Raw genomic sequence first — 20,654 nt, 5'->3', positions numbered from 1 at the left:
CTTTTTCCACCACTGAGCCACCCCGCAACCAATTGATAGACAAAAAAACAGGGCTCCAAATTGGAGCCCTGTGAAACCATTGCTGTCAGTTGCGGCCAATGGACGCTCTGAACATCACATCCCGATCCCGTTACTTTTCGTCACAGATCGGCGTGGCGAACTCAAGCGCCATATCCCACGGCTGCTCAATCCAGGTATCCTGCGGGATCGCCACCTCGAAATCGTCCAGCAGCGCTTCGCCCATCGGCTTGGCGAAGATCGCGATGAACTTGGCTTTCGGGTAAAGCTCGCGGATCGCCTTGGCGGTAGTGCCGGTGTCCACCAGATCTTCCACCACCAACCAGCCTTCGCCGTCACCGGCGGTGGTGGCAGCCTTCACGACCACCAGCTCGCGCTGGCTGTCGTGGTCATAGCTGGAGATGCAGAGGGTTTCCACATTACGGATGCCAAGTTCACGGGCCATCAGGGCTGCGGGCACCAGACCACCACGGCTGACCGCGATGATACCTTTCCACTGGCTGACAGGCAGCTGACGACGGGCCAGACGGCGCGCTTCACGTTGCAGGTTGTCCCACGACACATAGAACTTTTTCGGCATGTTATCGATCTCGAATAGTTATTTAAAAACAATCACTTAAAATAACAACATCCGCAATTATCCCTGCGGATGCCAGTAAATGGCGGCCCTTGCCAGACTGAATTCAGATTGCACTTCGACTGCCTCAGGGCTAAGCCTCGGCAGCAAATCTGATAACAATGGAAGCAAGATGGGCTTATCCGGCGATCGGTTAGATGATGTGTCCAAACCGCGGACAGGCTGTTGGGCCGATATGATAGCACCGTTTGCAGAGAAAATGCCTGGCAAACGTATGCCAAAAACAGGAAAAATCGGCATCACTCTCTCCATTCGGCACATCTCGAGCGCCAAACGACCAACCTGTCGTCCCTGCCGCCGAGCCCAGATGGGCTGTGCGGCAAATCGCAGATAAAAAAATAGCAGGGGGAGGTTTGACCTCACGCACCTGCTGCTTTCTCGCCGCTGCCCGGTTGGGCTGCTCGTCTTAGCGACGAGTGACGAAGGGGTTAGGGTAGCTGAAACCCTGGGTATACAAAGAGGGGGCAAACCAATAGGTTGAGTTGCTGCCTGGCATATTGAAACTCCTGATTGCTTAACAAGTTACGTACCTTTAATGCGGGCTCAAATCCTTGAACGAACACTCGGTTCCATGGAGGCGCACTTGCTTTGCTTCGGTTCCCTGGAGGCTTTCATCGTCATCCTGACGGGTGGCGAACCACGGGAGCTAATTTACCAGTCGGTGCGTTAAATTCAATATTTTTGTGAGATCGGTCACACATTTTCTTTTCTATCGGTCTGCGTCGTCCAGACCTGACTATCGTACTGCCTGGTTGCCATGGGCCAGCACAAGCTGCCTGCGATTTACGCTGATTGCTCACATTTTTGTGTGATTGACTGTATTATCGTTATCCTCTTCCCCGGCCCGCTGATGGGGCCCTGTTAATTCCGTGCTGGTAAGGAGTCCCGACGTGGCACAGCTTAGCTCTCTCTCTCCCAAACTGATTTGGCATTTCTTCGAACAGATCTGCTCCATCCCCCACCCTTCCAAACATGAAGCCAAACTGAGCGCCTGGATCATCCAATGGGCCCAGGGGGCAGGTCTGGCGGTCAAGCAGGACAAGGTCGGCAACATCATCATCAAGAAACCGGCCACCCCGGGGATGGAAAACCGCAAAGCCGTGGTACTGCAAGCCCACATCGACATGGTGCCGCAGGCCAACGCCGACACCAAACACGACTTCGCGACCGACCCCATCGATGCCTATGTCGATGGCGAATGGGTCACGGCCCGTGGCACCACTCTGGGTGCCGACAACGGCATCGGCATGGCCGGTTGCCTGGCCGTACTGGCTGACAAGACCATCAAGCACGGCCCGCTGGAAGTGCTGCTGACCACAGACGAAGAGACCGGCATGACCGGCGCATTCGGTCTGGAAGCGGGCTGGCTGGAGGGCGAAATTCTGCTCAACACCGACTCCGAAGAGGATGGCGAGGTCTATATGGGCTGCGCTGGCGGTGTGGATGCCAATATCCGCTTCCCGCTCGAGCTGGTTGATGCCATAGAAGGCGAAGCCCTCGAACTGGCCGTGAAAGGGCTGCGTGGCGGCCACTCAGGTTGCGATATCCATCGCGGCCGTGGCAACGCCAACAAGCTGCTGGTGCGTCTGCTCAAAGCCGCCGAGCCACTGGGTGTTCGTCTGGCCGAGATCCACGGCGGCACTCTGCGCAACGCCATCCCCCGCGAAGCCCGTGCCACCCTGCTGGTGCCTGCTGCCAGCGTAAACGAGTTCAAGGCGCTGGTTGACCGCTACACCGGGATCTACCAGACCGAATTGGCCGCCACCGAGCCGAACCTGACCGTGCTGGTCAACAACGCCGCCAAACCGGCCAAGCTGATGAGCGTCTCCCTGCAGCAGCGCCTGCTGGATGCCCTGATGGCCTGCCCGAACGGCGTGATGCGCATGAGCGATGCCATGCCCGGCGTGACCGAAACCTCGACCAACCTGGGGGTCATCAAGACTCAGGATGGCGAAGTGTACGTCCAGTGCCTGATCCGCTCCCTGATTGACTCCGGCCGCGAGAGCATCGAGCAGATGACCCGCTCCCTGTTCACCCTGGCAGGCGCCAGCTGCGAATTCACCGGTGCCTACCCGGGTTGGGCACCGAACGTGGACTCCCCCGTCATGGCGCTGGTACGCAACAGCTACCAGACTCTGTTTGGCACCATGCCCAACGTGATGGTGATCCACGCCGGCCTCGAGTGCGGTCTGTTCAAGAGCGCCTATCCGGAGTGGGACATGGTCTCCTTCGGCCCGACCATCCGCGGTGCCCACTCCCCTGACGAGAAGGTACATATCCCGGCGGTCGAGCGTTTCTGGCAACTGCTGGTGCACGTGCTGGAAGCGATCCCGGCCAAATAACCCGGCCTACGCCACACAACAAAACAAAGCCCCGCACTGCTGCGGGGCTTTTTATTGTCTGTTCCAGCCTGACGTTGGCGCTTACCGGATGCCGCGCGCCTCGCGGACCCACTCCCAGGCTTGCTGGATCTCCTGGGTCTTCTCCTTGGCCATCTCCATCATCTCCGGCGGCAACCCCTTGGCAGCTAGCTTGTCCGGGTGATGCTTGCTCATCTCCTTGCGGTAGGCGCGCTTGATATCCTGATCGCTGTCGCTCTCGCTCACCCCCAGTAGCTGGTAGGCATTCTTGAGGCGATCCGCAGAGGGGGCCGCCTGCCGATACTGCTGGCCACCGGAATGGCCCCCCTGATACTGGCCATGGGCCTGATTGAAGAAGTTCATCTGCGCCTCGGCCATCGCCAGAATGCGGGCCAGCTCGATGCGGCTGAAGCCCAGTTCGTCGGCGATGGTATGAAGAATGGCGCGCTCGCCCTCCTCTACCCGTCCGTCGGCAAAGGCCGCCTGCAACTGCACTTCGAGGAAGAAGCGCAGAATATCGCGCTGCCCCAGACTGGCACGGCGGAACTCGGCCAGGGTCTCGCGCAGCGGGAAGTCGGCCTCTTTACCGAGACGAAACGACTCCTGCGCCCGGGCACGCTGTTCACCCACCAGCCGCATCCGATCCATCAGGTTGGAGGCAACCCGGATCTCCTGTTCGGTCACCTGGCCGCTGGACTTGGCGATGTGGCCCATCACCGAGAAGGTGGCGTGGAAGAAGACGGCTTGCTGCTCCTGACTCGGGCCGCGACGAAACGCCCCCTGCAGCCCCATGCCACGGTCGAAACGGTGGCCGATCCAGAGGCCAATCAGGGCACCGATGATATTGCCGAGCAGAAAACCGAAGAAGGCGCCCAGCACCTTACCCCAAATACGCATGGTTCAAGACCTCTTGAAGTTAATGAGTGCGGGCCTGGAGCTGGTCATCCAGCTCGCGCAGTCGTTCGACCGTGCCGATATCGCGCCACTCGCCAGCGAGCAGGCTGCCGCCCACCCGCCCTTGCGCCATCCAGTCACGGAGCAGGGGCGCCAGCTTGCGGGCACCGCCCGCAAGACCGGTAAAGGCCGCCGGATCATATAGTCCGACCCCGCTGAAGGTAAACGCTGGCGTATCCATGACTCGCCCCCCTTGCAGGGCAAAGTCTCCGGCAGGGTGCTGGGGCGGATTGGGCACCAGCCAGAGGTGGGCCAGATCATCGCCAAGAGACTGGCTGACCAGAGTGTGATAATCGAGATCGAGCCAGGTATCGCCGTTGATCACCAGAAAAGGGGCTGCGCCCAGCAGTGGCAGCGCCTGCACTATGCCACCCGCGGTCTCCAGTGCGCTCTCCTCGGCTGACCAGTGGATGGTCACCCCAAGGGCACTGCCATCACCAAGATTCTCGACCAGCTTGTGACCAAGCCAGGCGTGGTTGATCACCAGCTCGGTCACGCCAGCTGACTTCAACTTTTCGATATGATGAACGATAAGCGGCTTGCCCCCCACCGCCAGCAACGGCTTGGGCAGCAAGTCGGTCAGCGGGCGCATCCGCTCGCCACGGCCAGCGGCCAGGATCATCGCCTTCATGGTTTTACCCCTGCATTGGCAATCCCCGGCAACACCACCTGCTCCAGCCACTGACCAAAACGGGCCAGTACCGGATAGGCACAACCATGAGTGCGACAGACATCCACCACGTAGCCGAGGGTACGGGGAATATCCTTGAGATAGCCGGACTTGCCGTCGCGATGATAGAGTCGGGTGAAGAGTCCCGCCGCTTTGAGGTGGCGCTGCATGCCGGTCAGGTCGGCATCACGACGGAAACTGGCATAATCGAGCTCGCCAAGCAGACCCGCCTGTTGCAGGGTGGCAAAACCGTGTTGCATCCCCTGCTCGATCACCGCGTCCGGCCAGCGCACGTAGCAATCTTTTAGCAGGGAGACCAGATCATAGGTAAGCGGCCCGATGACCATATCCTGAAAATCGATGATGGCCAACTGGCTGCTCTCGGGGGTATCACCGCCGTACACCATCAGGTTGCGACTGTGGAAATCTCTATGCATCACCCCCTGTGGCTGGGCCAGATTGCAGGCGGTGAGGCAGGCAAAGGTCTCATCGAGCAGCTGCTGCTCTTCGTCGCTCAGGGTCAGTTTCAGATGATGACCCAGCAGCCACTCGGGAAAAATGCTGTTCTCCCGCGCCATAAAAGCGGTATCGAAGGGTTCAAGCGCCAGTTCAACCGCCCCCAGGCGGGGCAGCAAATCAATCGCCTTGCCATACCAGGCCAGCACGTTGTGCTCGTTCAGGCAGCTGATCAGCTGGGTATCGCCAAGATCAGTCACCACCAGCAGCCCCTGTTCGTAGTCCACCGCCTTCACCTCTGGCGCCAACAACTGACGCGCCTGCAAGGCGGCCGCGTTACGAACAAACTCATGATTTTTTTCGGTTTTAGGATTGGCATCCACCCACACCAGACCACCACCACGAGAGTAGCGGCGGAAGCTGGCATCACCGGAAATGAGGGTCAACTGAAGATTGGCATCACCGGAAATCCGGCGTGCCCACTGCAATAGCAGAGAATCGCGATCGTGCATAAGTCGGGGACCAAGGTGGAAAGCAGCACTTGGCTGTTAGCCCTGGCCGCAATAATGCTTTATCATTGCCGGCTAACATAAAGCAATGACATGCAATGTCAACTCGATGAAACCTGTCGTAAAATGCATGCCTTGGATCAACCGTATCTATCACGGATTGCACGAGTCTTTCACATGACAAAATGGACACTGGGGTACCGCTATCCCATCGCCCTGACTATCAGCCTGGCCCCCGCACTCACCCCTATGATGGTGCAGGCGGCCCCGTTCGAAGCGCCGCCAGCCACCGGCATTCTCGATAGTCTCTGCTATGACTATGTTCCCAAGATAGAGAAGCCTGCATCGGATCAGGATGCCAACGCACAGCCGGTCGAGGTTGATGCCGACCGCCTCGAGGCCAACCAGGGCGGCACCGCCGTCTATGAAGGTGACGTCAAGGTTCGTCAGGGTGTTCGCAAGTTTGACTCCGACTATGCCCAGCTCGACCAGAAGAGCCGGGATGTCATCGCCATTGGCAACATCTATTACAACGATGGTCAGGTGACCGTCACCAGCGACAAGACCCTCAAATCCAATCTGGATACCAAGAACTCCGAGCTGGAAGAGGGCAACTATCAGGTGCATGGCTCACCGGTGCGCGGCTTTGCCAAGCGCGTGGTGATGACCAACAACAACCAGAACATCACCATGGAGGGGGCCCAGTACACCACTTGTCCTCCCGGTCAGGAAGTGTGGACCCTCAAGGCTGGCAGCATCGACATCGACCAGAAAGAGGTGTTCGGCGAAGCCTGGAACGCCAGCCTCTGGCTCTATGACTACCCGGTGTTCTACTTCCCCTATATCAACTTCCCCATCAAGGATGAGCGCAAGACCGGTCTGCTCTACCCGGGTTACAAGCAAAGCTCCAGCAACGGCATGGATATCACCCAGCCCTTCTACTGGAACATTGCCCCCAACTATGATGCCACCATCACCTCCCGTTTTATGGACAAACGGGGCCTGATGGAGCAGGTGGAGTTCCGCTACATGCCGGATCCTGCCCATACCGGCACCCTCTATTTCGAAAATTTGAGGGATGACAAGCAGTTTGACTCGGGTAACCCCCGTTTCAACAACCCGAAGACCGGCACACCCTATCTCTCTGATGGCCATCGTTATCTGATGAACGTCCGTCACGGCTCCGCCCTGATGGATGGCTCCTTGCGTCTGGGCATCGACTACACCCAGGTACGGGACAAGGATTACAACTACTTCAACGATTTCAGCCCGCAAGTGGGCACTCAGGTTGACAGCCAGTTGCAGCAATCCTTTACCGCTGGCTACTACCAGCAGAACTGGAACCTGACGTCAGAGATCCGCCGTTATCAAATTCTGAGTCCCTACGCACTATTGCCACACGAGATGCTGCCGCGTATCGACTACAACTACTATCAACAGGGTAAGTGGTTTGATCTGGCCTGGAACAGTGAGCTAACCAAGTTTGGTTACGACAGCGGCAGTGCCACGGTGCAACAAGCGGGTGAGCGCTACACTGCCACCCGTCTGCATCTGGCACCGACCATGACCGTGCCCTTGGTGGATGCGCCAGGTTACTATCTGACCAGCCAGTACAAGCTGATGGTTACCTCCTACAACCAGGAGGTGCCCAAGGATCTGGTAGCGACAGACCGCAACCGCTTTACCGATGTCGAGAGTAAAGAGCTCACACTGAAAGACGGCACCATTACCCGTACCCTGCCCTCCTTCCGCCTCAAGGGGGGCGTCAATTTCGATCGTCCGCTCGGCTGGTATGATGGCAAGGGGACCCAGACCCTGGAGCCCGAATTCCAATACCTCTATGTCCCCTACCGGGATCAGGACGAGATCGGGATCTACGACTCCACCTCCACCCGTCAGGACTACTACAGCCTGTTCAGCGACCGCCGCTACGCCGGCCTCGACCGCATCAGCGATGCCAACCGAATCACCGCGGGTCTCACCAGCCGGGTCTATGACAATGTTGGCGATGAACGGTTGCGTCTGGCAGTGGCCCAGGCGTTCGAACTGACGCCCCCCAAGGTACGCCTCTACCCTTCGAATCCGGAAAGCACCAACTCCCGCTCCCTGCTCTCCTTCGAGGGGGATGCCCGGATCACCGATGAGTGGTTTGCCCATGCGGGGACCCAGTACGATACCTCCGAGGGTGAATTTACCGCTGGCAACGGTGCAGTCGAGTACCGCACTGGCAAGCTGACTACCCAACTCAACTATCGCTATATCAAGGATGGCAACCTGGACTACCGCAATCCGGCCAACACGGCATTGGCAGAGGATTTGAGCCAGGCTGGTCTGGTGGTAATGGCACCAATTGCCGATCAGTGGCAGATGTATGGCGGTTACTACCGTGACATCCAGCAGGATGTGAACATTGACCGCAAGATCGGTGTCAAATACGACTCCTGCTGCTGGAGCATCAATATGAGTCTGGAGTGGCACAACCAACCAGACAACATCACTCTGAAGCCCACCTCCGAGAAATCGATCGGTCTGCAGTTTGAAATGAAGGGACTTGGCAGCGTGGGGACCGGTGGCCGCAGCGTCACCCTGGATACCGAGCTGTTACCCTATGTTCGCCCGTTTAATCTGAAAGACCAGCAATGATGCTGGTCCAGCCTTGAGAGATGGATATGAAAAAGACCCTTATTGCCCTGCTGACCGCGGGAATGTTTGGTGCCATGAGCCAGGTCGCACTGGCTGCGCCCGAGCTGATGGACAAGGTGCTGGCCGTGGTCAACAAGGATGTGGTGCTCTCCAGCCAACAGGAGGCACTGGTCAACAAGGTCAAACTCTCCGCTCAGGAGAGCGGCCAGTCCCTGCCTGACGATGCCACCCTGCGCAAACAGGCGCTCGACCGTCTGATCCAGGAGAGCCTGCAACTGCAACTGGCGGATCGCCAGGGGCTGAAGATCAGCGATACCCAGCTGGAACAGGCTATTGCGGGCATCGCCGCCGACAACAAGATGACCCTGGATCAGCTGCGCGCCCAGCTCGCCCGTGAAGGGATGAGCTATGCCCAGTATCGGGAAGAGGTCCGCCGCGAGATCCTGATGAACGAGGTGCGCCGCAACCAGGTGCGTCGTCGTATCAACATCTCAGATCAAGAGGTGAAGCAGGTGGTGGAGATCCTGAAGAAACAGGGTCAACAGCAGAACGAGTACCATGTAGGCCACATTCAGATTGCGCTGCCAGATAACCCCACCGCCGCCCAACTGGATGCAGCCAAGAGCAAGATCGAGCGCATCCTGGCTGCCCTCAAGCAGGGAGCCGACTTCCGCAAGCTGGCCATTGCCGAGAGTAACGGCCCCAAGGCGCTGGAAGGGGGAGACTGGGGCTGGATGAGCCCGCAAGAGATGCCGACCCTGATGGCGGAAGCAGTACAGGGCGCCACCAAGGGCGACATCGTCGGCCCGCTGCGCTCCGGCGCCGGCCTGCACATCGTCAAGGTGTTCGACACCAAGGGTCAGCAGCAAGTGATGCAGACCGAGGTAAAAGCTCGCCACATCCTGATCAAGCCCTCCATCATCCTGAGTGAAGAGAAAGCCAAAGGGATGCTTGACGGCATTCTGCACGATCTCAAGAGCGGCAAGGCCAACTTCGCCAGCATGGCGGAGAAGTACTCCGAAGATCCGGGCTCTGCGGTACAGGGTGGCGAACTGGGCTGGTCTGATCCCAACGTCTATGTGCCGGAGTTCCGCGACATGGTCAACCGTCTGCAACCGGGCCAGATCAGCGCGCCGTTTCGCACCAGCCACGGCTGGCACATCGTCCAGCTGGAAGATCGCCGCAGCCAGGATGCTACCGACAAGGCACAAGAGCAGCGCGCCTATCAGCTGATCTACAACCGCCGCTTCGTGGAGGAGTCCCAGGCGTGGCTGGATGAGCTGCGTGATGAGGCTTACATCCGCATCGAAGGATCTGCGAGCTGATGAGCTGCCGTCGCCTTGCCATTACCCCGGGCGAGCCGGCCGGGATCGGCCCGGATCTGGTGCTGCAGATTGCCCGGCAGGATTGGCCCCATCAGCTGGTGGTGATCGCCGATCCGGCGCTGCTGCGCGAGCGAGCGGCCCAACTAGGACTCTCTGTCGAGCTTGAGCCCTATGATGCTGCCGCCCCTGCTCATCCGCAGCGGGCGGGCACCCTGACTGTCTGTCCAGTCACCCTCGGCGCCTCCGTGGTGGCGGGCGAGCTGAACGAAGGCAATGGCGCCTATGTGCTGGCGACCCTGCAGCGAGCCTGCGATGGCAACATGAGTGGCGAATTTGCCGCCGTAGTGACCGGGCCGGTGCACAAGGGGATCATCAATGAGGGCGGTGTCTCGTTCAGTGGTCACACCGAGTTCTTCGCTCAGCAATCCAATACCGCCGATGTGGTGATGATGCTGGCAACCGAGGGGCTGCGGGTCGCACTGGCGACCACCCATATTCCGCTGGCCTATGTCGCGATGGCCATCACCGAGGATCGCCTCGGCAAGGTGATCCGCATTCTCGACGCGGATCTCAAAAGCAAATTCGGCATCGCCAAGCCCCGTATTTACGTCTGCGGCCTCAATCCCCATGCTGGGGAAGGTGGCCATCTCGGACGTGAAGAGATTGACGTGATCGAACCTGCTCTGGCCACCCTGCGCCAGGAAGGAATCGATCTGGTCGGCCCCTTGCCGGCCGACACCCTGTTCCAGGAGAAATACCTCAAGGATGCGGATGCGGTACTCGCCATGTACCACGACCAGGGGCTGCCAGTGCTCAAATACAAGGGCTTTGGCAGTTCGGTCAATATCACCCTAGGGCTTCCTTTCATCCGCACTTCGGTGGATCACGGCACCGCGCTGGATCTGGCAGGCAAGGGCCTGGCGGATCCGGGCAGCCTTGTCACCGCGATTAACCACGCCATCAAGATGGTAGAGAAAAAAAGATATGAGCAGTAAGGTGCACATGGGCCACACGGCCCGTAAGCGTTTCGGTCAGAACTTCTTGCACGACCGGTATGTGATCGATCAGATCGTCGCCGCCATCAACCCGCAGCCGGGCCAAAACCTGGTGGAGATCGGCCCGGGTCTGGCCGCGCTGACCGAGCCGGTCGCCTCTCAGATGGACAAAATGACCGTGGTCGAACTGGACCGGGACCTGGCAGCTCGCCTGCGCGAGCACCCGACCCTCAAGGAGAAGCTGACCGTGATTGAGGCCGATGCCATGCGCTTCGACTTCAGCACCCTGATGGGAGAAGGCAAGGGGCCGCTGCGCATCTTCGGCAACCTGCCCTACAATATCTCCACCCCGCTCATCTTCCACCTGTGCGAGTTCGCCGACCGGGTTGAAGACATGCACTTCATGCTGCAAAAGGAAGTGGTGTTGCGGCTGGCCGCAGGCCCCGGCAGCAAGGCGTATGGCCGTCTGAGTGTGATGACCCAGTACTACTGCCAGGTGGTGCCAGTGCTGGAAGTGGGCCCGGGCGCCTTCAAACCGGCGCCGAAAGTGGACTCTGCCGTAGTTCGCCTGATCCCGCACAAGAACCCGACCATAGTCGCCAAAGACATTCGTTGTTTGAATCGCGTCTGTACCGAGGGCTTTGGCCAGCGTCGCAAGACCATCCGCAACAGCTTCTCCAACTTCATCACCGACGCCCAGCTGACCGAGCTTGGTATCGATGGCAACCTGCGCCCGGAGAATCTCTCCCTCGAGCAGTTTGTCATGATCGCCAACTGGCTGGCGGATCAGCCAAAGGCCTGACCCTGTGACTCTCCCGCACATCGTGATCCGCCCATACCCCGTGTATGTGGCGGATAGCAAAGACCCTTACCAGTTTCACTATCTGATCGAGATTGAGAATCTGGGGCCCGGCACGGTGCAGCTGTTGCATCGGCGCTGGCTCATCACCGATGCCAATGGCAAGATGCTGGAAGTGGCAGGCCCGGGCGTGGTCGGGGAACAACCCGTCATTGCCGAAGGTGAGACCTACCGCTACCAGAGCGGCGTGCCGCTGGCGACCCCGCTTGGGGTGATGGAAGGGAGCTATACCCTGCAAGATGGCTCTGGTCAGCAGTTTGAGGCGCCCGTCGCCCCCTTCACGCTGGCCATCCCCAACATTATCAACTGAGGTTTCATGGCGAACTGTTTTGTTGGCGATATCCAGGGTTGTTACGATGATTTGCGCCGTCTGCTGGATCTTGCCGCGTTCGATCCCGACCAAGACGTGCTCTGGCTCTGCGGCGATCTGGTCGCCCGCGGCCCGGATTCCCTCAATACCCTGCGTTTTGTCAAAGGGCTGGGCAACCGCGCCGTTACCGTGCTCGGTAACCACGACCTGCACCTGCTGGCCGTCGCCGATGGCGTTGCACCGCTCAAGAAGAAAGACAAGCTGCAGAGCCTGATGGATGCCCCGGATCGGGATGAACTGCTGGAGTGGCTGCGCCACCGCCCGCTGTTGGCCGAACATCCGGACCTGCCCATCATGATGGTGCATGCCGGCATCTCCCCCGCATGGGATGTCCGCACCGCCCGCAACTGCGCCCGCGAGGTAGAGAGCCTGCTGCGCGGTGATCAGTACAGCTGGCTGCTGCACAATATGTACGGCGACCAGCCCGATGGCTGGCAAGATGAGCTGATCGGGATCGACCGCTACCGCTACATCATCAACACCTTCACCCGGATGCGCTTCTGTTATCTCGACGGTCGTCTCGACTTCAAATGCAAGAAGGGGCCCCAGGAGTCTACCCTGGGGCTGCGTCCCTGGTTCGAACAGCGCGAACACCGTGTGGATGACCCCATCCTGGTGTTCGGCCACTGGGCAGCCCTGATGGGCAACACCGGAAAGAGCGATATCAAGGCACTCGATACCGGCTGTGTCTGGGGCAACAGCCTGACCCTGTGGCGCTACGAGGATGATGCCCTGATCACCACCCCCTGCCCGGTTCACGCCAGCTAGGGGGTGGGCAGCGATCTGGCGGTCCGCTGCCGTACGGATTGCCACAACCTGTTCCAATAACAAAGCCCGGCAACCTGCCGGGCTGGCTGTTTTAGGCTCCCTGCTTTCCGGCGAATGAAGTTACAACTTGCGCCCCAGCCGCTTCTCGATCTGGCTTCGCTCCCACTCAGGGCCAAATAGTTTGAAGGGTTGGTACACACTGATACCATGGGATGCCAATCCTAACCCCCACCCCAGCGCTGACCACCAAGCCCAAATGTACTCCGGATAGCTCAGGTAGTTGATCACAAATAGCCCGCACATCACCAAAAAATAACTAACAGCATGGTAATAGAAGCCCTTGAGCTCCTCCACATAACGCATGGCTGCCTGCTCTTCCATCGATACCTGTAACACGCTTCCATCTGTCATTTCATTCCCTCTCATCTCGCGCTCCTGTTGCTCTGCCCCATCCAGTTGAGCCACATCGAGTTCAAAGACGGAGGCCAGGGCCTTGAGAGATTCCAGTCCGGGTTGCTGCCCCTGCTCGATCCGCTGGATAGTGCGGACACTCAAACCAGTCAACGCTGCCAACTGATCCTGAGACCAACCCCGTTGCAATCTCAACTTCCTGACGATCATCTCGAACTCCTTGTGGTAATTGACAGGGCCAGCATAGGGCTTACGCCGCGAAAGGTGACACGACAGATGGCCGACATACATCTGACAGTCCTTTAAAATCAGATGGTTAAGATTATAATCTTGTCAGTCAGCCGCTCGTTCCCCTAGATATTGCACAAACCGTAACAGATAACCATCGGGATCCTGCAGCAAAAATTCGCGCTGCCCGGCCAGCATCTCGCCCACTGGATACCAGACCTCAGTGGGCTGCCGGAAAAGTGCAATCTCGGCGGTCTGCAATCGGTCGAGTAGCGGCTGGATCTCGGTCAGCTCCATCTGCAGATTGATCCCCCGACCGAACGGTGGCTCCAGCGCCCCGACCTGCCAACCCGCCGGATGTACCTGCTCCAGCATCAGCTGGACCTGTTGCTGTTCAAGATAAGCAAAAGGAGGGGCATCGCGCCGATAGCGGACCGAGAAGCCCAACAAACCGGTATAGAAAACCAGAGATCGAGCCAAATCGGTAACCAACAGCTCCGGCACCATGGGATTCCAATACGGCCCATCCACCGCGACAGTAGGGTTTGTCATGGCTTACAGGCTCTGCATCAGCTCGGCGGCAATCTCGAAAGAGCGCAGCCGGGCCTGATGATCGACGATAGGGCCGTTAAACATCAGCTCATCGGCGCGGGTTTCCGCCAGCAGCGCCTTGAGGCCATGACGAACCTGCTCCGGGTTGCCCACCAGAGAGCGGGCAAGGGTCTGCTCCATCGCCATCAGCTCCCGGGGTGCCCACTCGTCGCCAAGCTGGACGACCGGCGCGGGCAACTTGCCCGCATCACCGCGATGGAGGCGCAAGAACTGCTGCTGCACGGTAGTGAACTGGAAGCGAGCCTCCCGCTCGCTGTCGGCGGCGATCATATTGATACAGACCACCGCATAAGGCTTGGGCCAACGGGCAGAGGGGCGATACTGGCTGCGGTAGATCTCCAGCGCCTGCAGCAACATGGCGGGCGCGAAATGGGAGGCAAAACCGAACGGCAAGCCCATCGCCGCCGCCAGTTGCGCGCTGTAAAGGCTGGAGCCCAGCAGCCAGATGGGCAGATGCAGCCCTTGGCCGGGCACCGCCTGCACGGCGCCAATCTCGTCGCCAAAGTAGCTCATCAACTCGCGCACATCGGCCGGAAAATCATCCACCTCACCGCTGCGCATACGCCGCAGCGCCCGCATGGTGCGCTGATCGGTCCCGGGGGCGCGGCCAAGGCCAAGGTCGATGCGGTCGGGGTAAAGAGAGCTTAGCGTGCCAAACTGTTCGGCAATCACCAGCGGCGAGTGGTTCGGCAGCATGATGCCACCCGCGCCGATCCGCAGAGTGGCGGTGGCTTCGGCCAGATGGCCGATCAGCACCGAAGTGGCGGCACTGGCAATGCCCGGCATGTTGTGATGTTCGGCCAGCCAGTAGCGCTGGTAACCCCACCCCTCGGCATGGCGGGCAAGATCCCGCGAACGGCGAAATGACTCGGCAGGCTCGGAACCTTCGGCAACCGGCACCAGATCGAGCACGGAATAGGGGATGGCAGACATGGGTCACTCCATTGATTTACAGGCCAGTAACAAGTGGGGCAATGTAGCACGGGATACCTGAATGAATCACTATCTCCTGCTGGCCGCGCAAGCACGGGGGGTCATATTTTCTTACATTTGCGGGCAGACCTGAGCGCCCCGGGTTGGTTATAACGGTGCCCCGATAGCGAAGGGGGAGCAACAGACTCCCCCTCACTCTTTTATCACACCACACTGTTCAGGTTATCTATGTCAAAACATCTCGTTCTGCTGGGCGCGCTGACGCTCTCCGGCTGCGCCCTGTTGTCTCCCCCCGCCCCTACCGTCACCCCGATGCTCCTTGCTGATGCCAGCCAGCGCGGTTTTTACATTGAGTGCAGCAGCATGAATGCCTGCTTCCAACAGGCCAACCAGACCTGCCCGCAAGGTTACAAGGAGACCGACCGCCGCCAGCAGACGCTCTACAGCACCCAGTATCTGGGGGGAAGCTATGACAAGGAGAAGAAAATCTACCAAGCTGCCAAGCCCTATCGCATCGCCAACACAGTCCACTCGTTGACCATCCAGTGCCCCGTCACTACAGACTGAGCCAGCCGAAAGGGCACTCTCTCCCGTTACTGCGAAAAAGAAAACGGTCAACCGAGGTTGACCGTTTTTCACTGCGCTGCGCCATTAGAACAGCAGGTGTGCCACCCCGGCGATAACCGGCAAGGTAACCAGTGTGCGCAGCAGGAAGATAACGAACAGCTCCCACAGCTTGACCGGGATCTTGCTGCCCAGCAGCAGGGCGCCCACTTCCGACATATAGATCAGCTGGGTCACCGACATGGCGGCAATCACGAAGCGGGTCATCTCGCTCTCTATGGTCGAGGCCAGCACCGCCGGAATGAACATGTCGGCAAAACCGACCATGATGGTCTTGGAAGCCGCTTCCGCCTCCGGCAGTTGCAGCAGCTCCAGCAAGGGGACGAACGGCGCGCCAAGCCAGTTGAAGATAGGGGTATGTTCGGCCAGCATCAGGGCACAGGTACCGATCGCCATCACCACCGGCAACACGCCAAACACCATATCCAACGCATTCTTCACCCCTTCGCGCGCAACGGCACCAAGATCGCTGACCCGCTCCGCCTTGGCGAGCGCACGCTCGTAACCGTAGCTCAGTACACTGTGCTGATGGGGTATCGACTCCTGCTTGCGGCACAGGGGAGTACCATCAGCATAAATATCCTTCTTCCAGCAGAGCGGTGGCAGGCGCGGCACCACGATGGCGGCAACCACCCCTGCCAGACAGACGGTCAGGTAGAAGGGGACGAACATGTGCTCCAGTTTCACTTGGGAGATAACCACCAGACAGAAGGTGATGGAAACCGCGGAGAAGGTGGTGCCAATCACCGCTGCTTCACGCTGGGTATAGAACTTCCCTTCGTACTGCTTGCTGGTCAGCAAGATGCCAACACTGCCATCCCCCAGCCAGGAGGCAAAACAGTCCACTGCGGAGCGCCCCGGCAAGCGGAATACCGGGCGCATGATCCGGGTCATCATGGTGCCGACAAACTCCAGCAACCCAAAATCGAGCAGCAACGGCAACAGCAGGCCGGCAAAGATGAAGACCGAGAAGAGTACCGGCAGCAGATCGTTGAGCACCAGGCCACCGGTTGCGCCAGAGTAAAGCGCCTCTGGCCCCACCTGGAAGAAAGTCAGCAGCACAAAGATACCACCCAATACCCGCACGCAGGCCCAGAAAGGGGAGACATTGAACAGGCTGTTAAGGAAGGGGCGGCGCACCAGGATCGCCGGCTTGAACAACCAGGTGACGATAGTCATCAACATGGTCGTGCTAATGACCGCACTGACCATGGCCACCAGATAATCGGCAAAAACGCGCTGAACCAGCTTGGCCAGCACAGCAACAGGGATGGTGACGTTACCGTCATAGACGACCGGCGTCATGAACAGCAAGATCCCGATCAGTGACGGTATTAGAAACATCAACATGTTACGGCGGGTATTAACCGCAGATGCTTCGAGACTCTTTTCCAGCATGATAAGACTGCCCTAATGTTACTTTTATCTAGCCCGGCCAACCTGCGTATTCATGCATTAACCAGAAAAACGGTCGCAAGAATACTCCAAAAAAATGCACAAACAAGCCTTTAAGACAGAAATGCGCGCATAAATATTTCCACAGGTAAACCTTCCATCAAAACAACCGGACACAGTGACGCATATCGATTCAATCGACATCGCCAGACGATTGTTTCATTACTGTTAATTTTGATGGGCAGTATAAACAGTTATCAACGGCAGGCAATAAGTGACATCACAAATATACATAATAAGCCACCATTCGATAGACATAAAAAAACCGGAGCCTGTTCAGGCTCCGGTTTTCAATAAGATTGACAGATACGGGGATCAATCACGGACGTAGATGACTTCCACACCGTCATCATCTTCATCATCCCAGTCATCGTCATCCAGGCTCTCGTCAAAGGCCTTGGACGCAGCCAGCGCATCCGCCTCAGCCTGAGCCAGCTGGTTCTTGTGGTAGTCATCCCACTTGAACTCGACCTTTTCGATCGCCTCTTTGGCATCCTGCGCCAGTTGACGGGGCATGGTCTCCAGCAGATCCAGAATGTCGTAGCAGACCTTCTTGGTACCTTCCTTGCTAATGGCAGTGATGGCATAGACTGGACCTTCGTGGTTCAGGGCCGCCTTGACGCGATCCATCACCTCCTGGGCTTCTTCTTCAAGGATCAGGTCCATCTTGTTGAACACCAGCCAACGTGGCTTGCCTGCCAGTTCCGGGCTGTACTTCTCCAGCTCCTTGACGATGGTCACGGCATTTTCAGCCGGGTCGGAGCCATCAATGGGGCAGATATCCACCAGATGGAGCAGCACACGGCAACGCTCGAGGTGCTTGAGGAAGCGGATACCCAAGCCAGCGCCTTCTGCAGCACCTTCGATCAGACCAGGAATATCGGCAATGACGAAGGAGCGGGAGTTCTCACCACGCACCACGCCGAGGTTCGGCACCAGGGTGGTAAAGGGATAATCAGCGACTTTCGGGCGGGCGGCAGAAACAGCGCGAATAAAGGTAGATTTGCCGGCGTTGGGCAAACCCAGCATACCTACGTCAGCCAGCAGCAGCAGCTCCAGCTTCAGGGTACGCACTTCACCCGGGGTACCATTGCTCTTCTGGCGCGGCGCCCGGTTGACCGAACTCTTGAAGCGGGTATTGCCAAGACCGTGGAAACCACCTTTAGCGACCAGCAGCTTCTGCTCGTGGTGGGTCAGATCCCCCAATAACTCACCGGTATCTTCGTCGGTGGCCCGGGTACCGACCGGCACACGCAGGATCTTGTCCTTGCCACGGCGACCGGTGCAGTTGGCGCTCTGACCATTCTCACCACGCTCGGCAGCATGGAAACGTTCGAAGCGATAATCGATCAGGGTGTTGAGGTTCTCATCGGCAACCAGATAGACATCACCGCCATCACCACCATCACCGCCATCCGGACCACCGTTCGGAATATACTTTTCGCGGCGAAAGCTTACGCAACCGTTACCACCGTCACCGGCATCGACTCGAATCTGGACTTCATCAACAAACTTCATAGGTAACCGTCACCTTAATTCGAAAAACCGATACGCAATTATAGTGGTACAGACCCCTGCGGGCGATACGCATCTTGCCAATCATGCTCCGGCAAACCAGAGTCATCTGCGTTCCGTTTTTTCGTCAAAAACATCAAAAAGAAGTCAGAAAAACAAAAGCCCCGCCTGTTGGCGGGGCTTCGGATCCTTGCGGTCCGTAATTACTCAGCAACGATGCTAACGTACTTACGATTCAGCGGACCTTTAACTTCGAACTGCACCTTGCCATTCGCGGTAGCGAACAGGGTGTGGTCCTTGCCCAGACCAACGTTCTCACCAGCGTGGAACTTGGTGCCGCGCTGACGAACGATGATGCTGCCAGCCAGAACTGTTTCGCCGCCGAAGCGCTTAACGCCCAGGCGTTTAGCTTCAGAATCGCGACCGTTGCGGGATGAACCGCCAGCTTTTTTGTGTGCCATTTATCGGACTCCTCTAATTAAGCGCTGATGCCAGTGATTTTGACTTCAGTGAACCACTGACGGTGGCCCGCTTGCTTACGATGGTGCTTACGACGACGGAACTTGACGATAGTCACTTTCTCGCCACGGCCGTGAGCCACAACTTCAGCTACAACCTTGCCACCTTCAACGAAAGGAGCACCTACTTTAAAAGTGTCGCCTGCAGCAACCATCAGAACTTCGTTGAAGTCGATAGTAGCGCCAGTCTCAACGTTCAGCTTTTCCAGACGAACGATTTGACCTTCGGCCACACGGTGTTGTTTTCCGCCGCTTTGGAATACCGCGTACATTTGATTAACTCCGTAAAGGCATGTCTTTTGCTCAAGGCTAGACATGCGCAAAAACCTATAACAATGGGCGGGCATTCTACGCAAATCGATCTGCTCAGGCAAGGCCAATTTAGCAAAAAGTTTATTTTGTGCGCATATCTGCCGCCGTGGATAAACGCCTAACTGTAACCCATTGTGAAATCGTGTAGAATCCCCGCCATTACTAAAAATCGCAGTTATTGCTGCTGTCACGTTACGAGACTTATGGACCAACAGACTATCCGTGCGCTCTGTGCCGCCGACATGACGGCGGTCAATGAACTGATCCTGGCCCGACTCCAGTCCGACGTTAGTCTGATTAATCAGCTGGGTTTCTATATTGTCAGCGCTGGCGGCAAGCGCATGCGCCCCATGCTGACCGTGATGGCCGCCCGCGCATTGGGCTATGAAGGTGACGACCACCTGAAACTGGCCGCCATCATCGAATTCATTCACACCTCGACCCTACTCCACGACGACGTGGTCGACGAGTCTGACCTGCGCCGTGGCCGGGAGACCGCCAATGCCCTGTTTGGCAATGCCGCCAGTGTGTTGGTGGGGGACTACCTCTACAGCCGCTCCTTCCAGATGATGGCCGAGCTCTCCAACCTGCGGGTGATGGAAATCCTCTCCGATGCCACCAACACCATCGCCGAAGGGGAAGTGTTGCAGCTGATGAACTGCAACGACCCGGATACCACCGAAGAGAGCTACATGACGGTCATCTACTGCAAGACCGCCAAGCTGTTCGAGGCCGCCACTCGCCTTGCCGCCGTGCTGACCCATCAGCCCGAGCCCGTCGAGCAGGCCATGACCGATTACGGCAAGTATCTGGGCACTGCGTTCCAGATCATTGATGACGTGATGGACTACTGCTCCCAGAGCGAAGAGATGGGCAAGAATGTCGGCGACGATCTGGCCGAAGGCAAACCAACCCTGCCGCTGCTGCGTGCCATGGAAGTGGGCACGCCGGAAGAGCGCCAGCTGGTGCGCGATGCCATCGAGCACCGCAACGGCATGGAGCATCTTGAGCAGATCCTCGGCATTCTCGATCGTACCGGCGCGCTGGAGTACTCCCGCATGCGTGCCAGGGAAGAGGCCGGCAAGGCCATTGCCGCTCTCGCCATTCTGCCTGACTCCCAGCACAAGCACGCGCTGGAAACACTGGCCCACATGGCCGTGCAGCGCAGTGCCTGAGTAAACGACATGGATGAAAAAAGAGGCCTTCGGCCTCTTTTTTATTGTCTGCTATCTGCTGGACAGTGCATTGCGCCAGACTCAGCGACTCAGCATCCAGAGGATCACGCTACCCGCAACCACTAGCGAGCCGCCGATACGGCGCAACTGTTCCGGTGGCTGATCGCTCAGCAGCCGCAACATCTGCTGCCATGCCCTTGGCATCAACAGCGGGCCAAGTCCCTCGAACAACAGCAGCAATCCCAACCCCATCAGCATGGATGTCAGCATCAGATCTCCTTCCATTCAACCAGGTCGATTGCTGGCG

At 58.3% G+C, this 20,654-nt stretch carries 21 protein-coding genes; 9 read left to right on the top strand and 12 right to left on the bottom strand.

The window, feature by feature from the left end; all coding sequences use genetic code 11:
- Positions 1-130: 130 nt before the first annotated feature.
- Positions 131-598: a xanthine phosphoribosyltransferase gene (gene gpt / locus BN1117_RS07475; protein ID WP_005339007.1), complete on the bottom strand. Its 468-nt coding sequence runs from the start codon at positions 596-598 to the stop codon at positions 131-133.
- Positions 599-1,545: 947 nt separating this feature from the next.
- Here gpt and BN1117_RS07470 point away from each other — a divergent pair.
- Complete coding sequence (locus tag BN1117_RS07470) at positions 1,546-2,997, top strand: aminoacyl-histidine dipeptidase (protein ID WP_040096180.1); 1,452 nt, start codon at positions 1,546-1,548, stop codon at positions 2,995-2,997.
- 81 nt (positions 2,998-3,078) lie between these two features.
- Here the strand turns inward: BN1117_RS07470 and djlA are convergent, their stop codons facing one another.
- Genes djlA through BN1117_RS07455 form a run of 3 tightly spaced genes read right to left on the bottom strand, consistent with a single transcriptional unit; the run spans position 3,079 to position 5,607 of the window.
- On the bottom strand, positions 3,079-3,912 hold the full coding sequence (gene djlA, locus BN1117_RS07465) for a co-chaperone DjlA (RefSeq protein WP_040096178.1): 834 nt from the start codon (positions 3,910-3,912) through the stop codon (positions 3,079-3,081).
- Between the two features lie 19 nt (positions 3,913-3,931).
- A complete protein-coding gene (gene murU / locus BN1117_RS07460) occupies positions 3,932-4,600 on the bottom strand; it encodes an N-acetylmuramate alpha-1-phosphate uridylyltransferase MurU (protein ID WP_040096177.1) in 669 nt (222 codons plus the stop codon).
- Positions 4,597-5,607 (bottom strand): aminoglycoside phosphotransferase family protein, encoded by a 1,011-nt coding sequence (locus tag BN1117_RS07455; protein ID WP_040096175.1) that lies wholly within the window; start codon positions 5,605-5,607, stop codon positions 4,597-4,599. The genes murU and BN1117_RS07455 overlap by 4 nt, the downstream gene beginning before the upstream one ends.
- A 174-nt stretch (positions 5,608-5,781) precedes the next feature.
- Between BN1117_RS07455 and lptD the strand changes: the two genes are divergently transcribed.
- The 6 genes from lptD to BN1117_RS07425 are packed head-to-tail and all read left to right on the top strand — an operon-like array spanning position 5,782 to position 12,564.
- Positions 5,782-8,247 (top strand): LPS assembly protein LptD, encoded by a 2,466-nt coding sequence (gene lptD, locus BN1117_RS07450; protein WP_040096174.1) that lies wholly within the window; start codon positions 5,782-5,784, stop codon positions 8,245-8,247.
- 26 nt (positions 8,248-8,273) lie between these two features.
- Positions 8,274-9,572: a peptidylprolyl isomerase SurA gene (gene surA / locus BN1117_RS07445; RefSeq protein WP_040096200.1), complete on the top strand. Its 1,299-nt coding sequence runs from the start codon at positions 8,274-8,276 to the stop codon at positions 9,570-9,572.
- A complete protein-coding gene (pdxA, locus tag BN1117_RS07440; RefSeq protein WP_040096172.1) occupies positions 9,572-10,567 on the top strand; it encodes a 4-hydroxythreonine-4-phosphate dehydrogenase PdxA in 996 nt (331 codons plus the stop codon). The genes surA and pdxA overlap by 1 nt, the downstream gene beginning before the upstream one ends.
- Entirely contained in the window at positions 10,557-11,369 is an 813-nt protein-coding gene (gene rsmA / locus BN1117_RS07435) for a 16S rRNA (adenine(1518)-N(6)/adenine(1519)-N(6))-dimethyltransferase RsmA (RefSeq protein WP_040096170.1), read from the top strand. The genes pdxA and rsmA overlap by 11 nt, the downstream gene beginning before the upstream one ends.
- Positions 11,370-11,373: 4 nt before the next feature.
- Positions 11,374-11,736, top strand: a complete 363-nt coding sequence (gene apaG, locus BN1117_RS07430; protein WP_040096168.1) for a Co2+/Mg2+ efflux protein ApaG — start codon at positions 11,374-11,376, stop codon at positions 11,734-11,736.
- Positions 11,737-11,742: 6 nt separating this feature from the next.
- The gene (locus BN1117_RS07425) at positions 11,743-12,564 is read left to right on the top strand and encodes a symmetrical bis(5'-nucleosyl)-tetraphosphatase (RefSeq protein WP_040096166.1); all 822 of its coding nucleotides are present in this window, start codon (positions 11,743-11,745) and stop codon (positions 12,562-12,564) included.
- A 120-nt stretch (positions 12,565-12,684) separates the two neighbouring features.
- Here BN1117_RS07425 and BN1117_RS07420 read toward each other — a convergent pair whose 3' ends face one another.
- The 3 genes from BN1117_RS07420 to BN1117_RS07410 form a co-directional block, all read right to left on the bottom strand.
- A complete protein-coding gene (locus BN1117_RS07420; RefSeq protein WP_040096165.1) occupies positions 12,685-13,185 on the bottom strand; it encodes a 2TM domain-containing protein in 501 nt (166 codons plus the stop codon).
- Positions 13,186-13,308: 123 nt separating this feature from the next.
- Positions 13,309-13,755: a bleomycin resistance protein gene (locus BN1117_RS07415; RefSeq protein WP_082032560.1), complete on the bottom strand. Its 447-nt coding sequence runs from the start codon at positions 13,753-13,755 to the stop codon at positions 13,309-13,311.
- Positions 13,756-13,758: 3 nt separating this feature from the next.
- Positions 13,759-14,748, bottom strand: coding sequence for a luciferase-like monooxygenase (locus BN1117_RS07410; protein ID WP_040096163.1), 990 nt, complete (start codon positions 14,746-14,748; stop codon positions 13,759-13,761).
- Between the two features lie 228 nt (positions 14,749-14,976).
- Here BN1117_RS07410 and BN1117_RS07405 point away from each other — a divergent pair, with 228 nt between their 5' ends.
- Complete coding sequence (locus BN1117_RS07405; protein WP_040096161.1) at positions 14,977-15,315, top strand: hypothetical protein; 339 nt, start codon at positions 14,977-14,979, stop codon at positions 15,313-15,315.
- An 84-nt stretch (positions 15,316-15,399) separates the two neighbouring features.
- Here the strand turns inward: BN1117_RS07405 and BN1117_RS07400 are convergent, their stop codons facing one another.
- From BN1117_RS07400 to rplU, 4 genes are all read right to left on the bottom strand, one after another.
- Positions 15,400-16,770, bottom strand: a complete 1,371-nt coding sequence (locus BN1117_RS07400; protein WP_040096159.1) for a YjiH family protein — start codon at positions 16,768-16,770, stop codon at positions 15,400-15,402.
- A gap of 372 nt (positions 16,771-17,142) precedes the next feature.
- Positions 17,143-18,345 carry an Obg family GTPase CgtA gene (gene cgtA / locus BN1117_RS07395; RefSeq protein WP_040096157.1) on the bottom strand — a complete coding sequence of 401 codons (1,203 nt, stop codon included), beginning with the start codon at positions 18,343-18,345 and terminating at the stop codon, positions 17,143-17,145.
- Between the two features lie 200 nt (positions 18,346-18,545).
- Complete coding sequence (gene rpmA, locus BN1117_RS07390; protein ID WP_005304202.1) at positions 18,546-18,803, bottom strand: 50S ribosomal protein L27; 258 nt, start codon at positions 18,801-18,803, stop codon at positions 18,546-18,548.
- Positions 18,804-18,820: 17 nt separating this feature from the next.
- The gene (rplU, locus tag BN1117_RS07385; protein ID WP_005304210.1) at positions 18,821-19,132 is read right to left on the bottom strand and encodes a 50S ribosomal protein L21; all 312 of its coding nucleotides are present in this window, start codon (positions 19,130-19,132) and stop codon (positions 18,821-18,823) included.
- A 243-nt stretch (positions 19,133-19,375) separates the two neighbouring features.
- Between rplU and ispB the strand changes: the two genes are divergently transcribed.
- Complete coding sequence (gene ispB / locus BN1117_RS07380) at positions 19,376-20,347, top strand: octaprenyl diphosphate synthase (protein ID WP_040096155.1); 972 nt, start codon at positions 19,376-19,378, stop codon at positions 20,345-20,347.
- Positions 20,348-20,428: 81 nt separating this feature from the next.
- Here the strand turns inward: ispB and BN1117_RS07375 are convergent, their stop codons facing one another.
- Positions 20,429-20,617 (bottom strand): DUF2065 domain-containing protein, encoded by a 189-nt coding sequence (locus tag BN1117_RS07375; protein WP_005339036.1) that lies wholly within the window; start codon positions 20,615-20,617, stop codon positions 20,429-20,431.
- Positions 20,618-20,654 lie beyond the last annotated feature (37 nt).

This window comes from Aeromonas australiensis, assembly GCF_000819725.1.
Lineage (GTDB): Bacteria > Pseudomonadota > Gammaproteobacteria > Enterobacterales > Aeromonadaceae > Aeromonas > Aeromonas australiensis.
The sequence above is the reverse complement of the archived record's forward strand: the minus strand, read 5'-3'. Positions and strand labels throughout refer to the sequence as shown.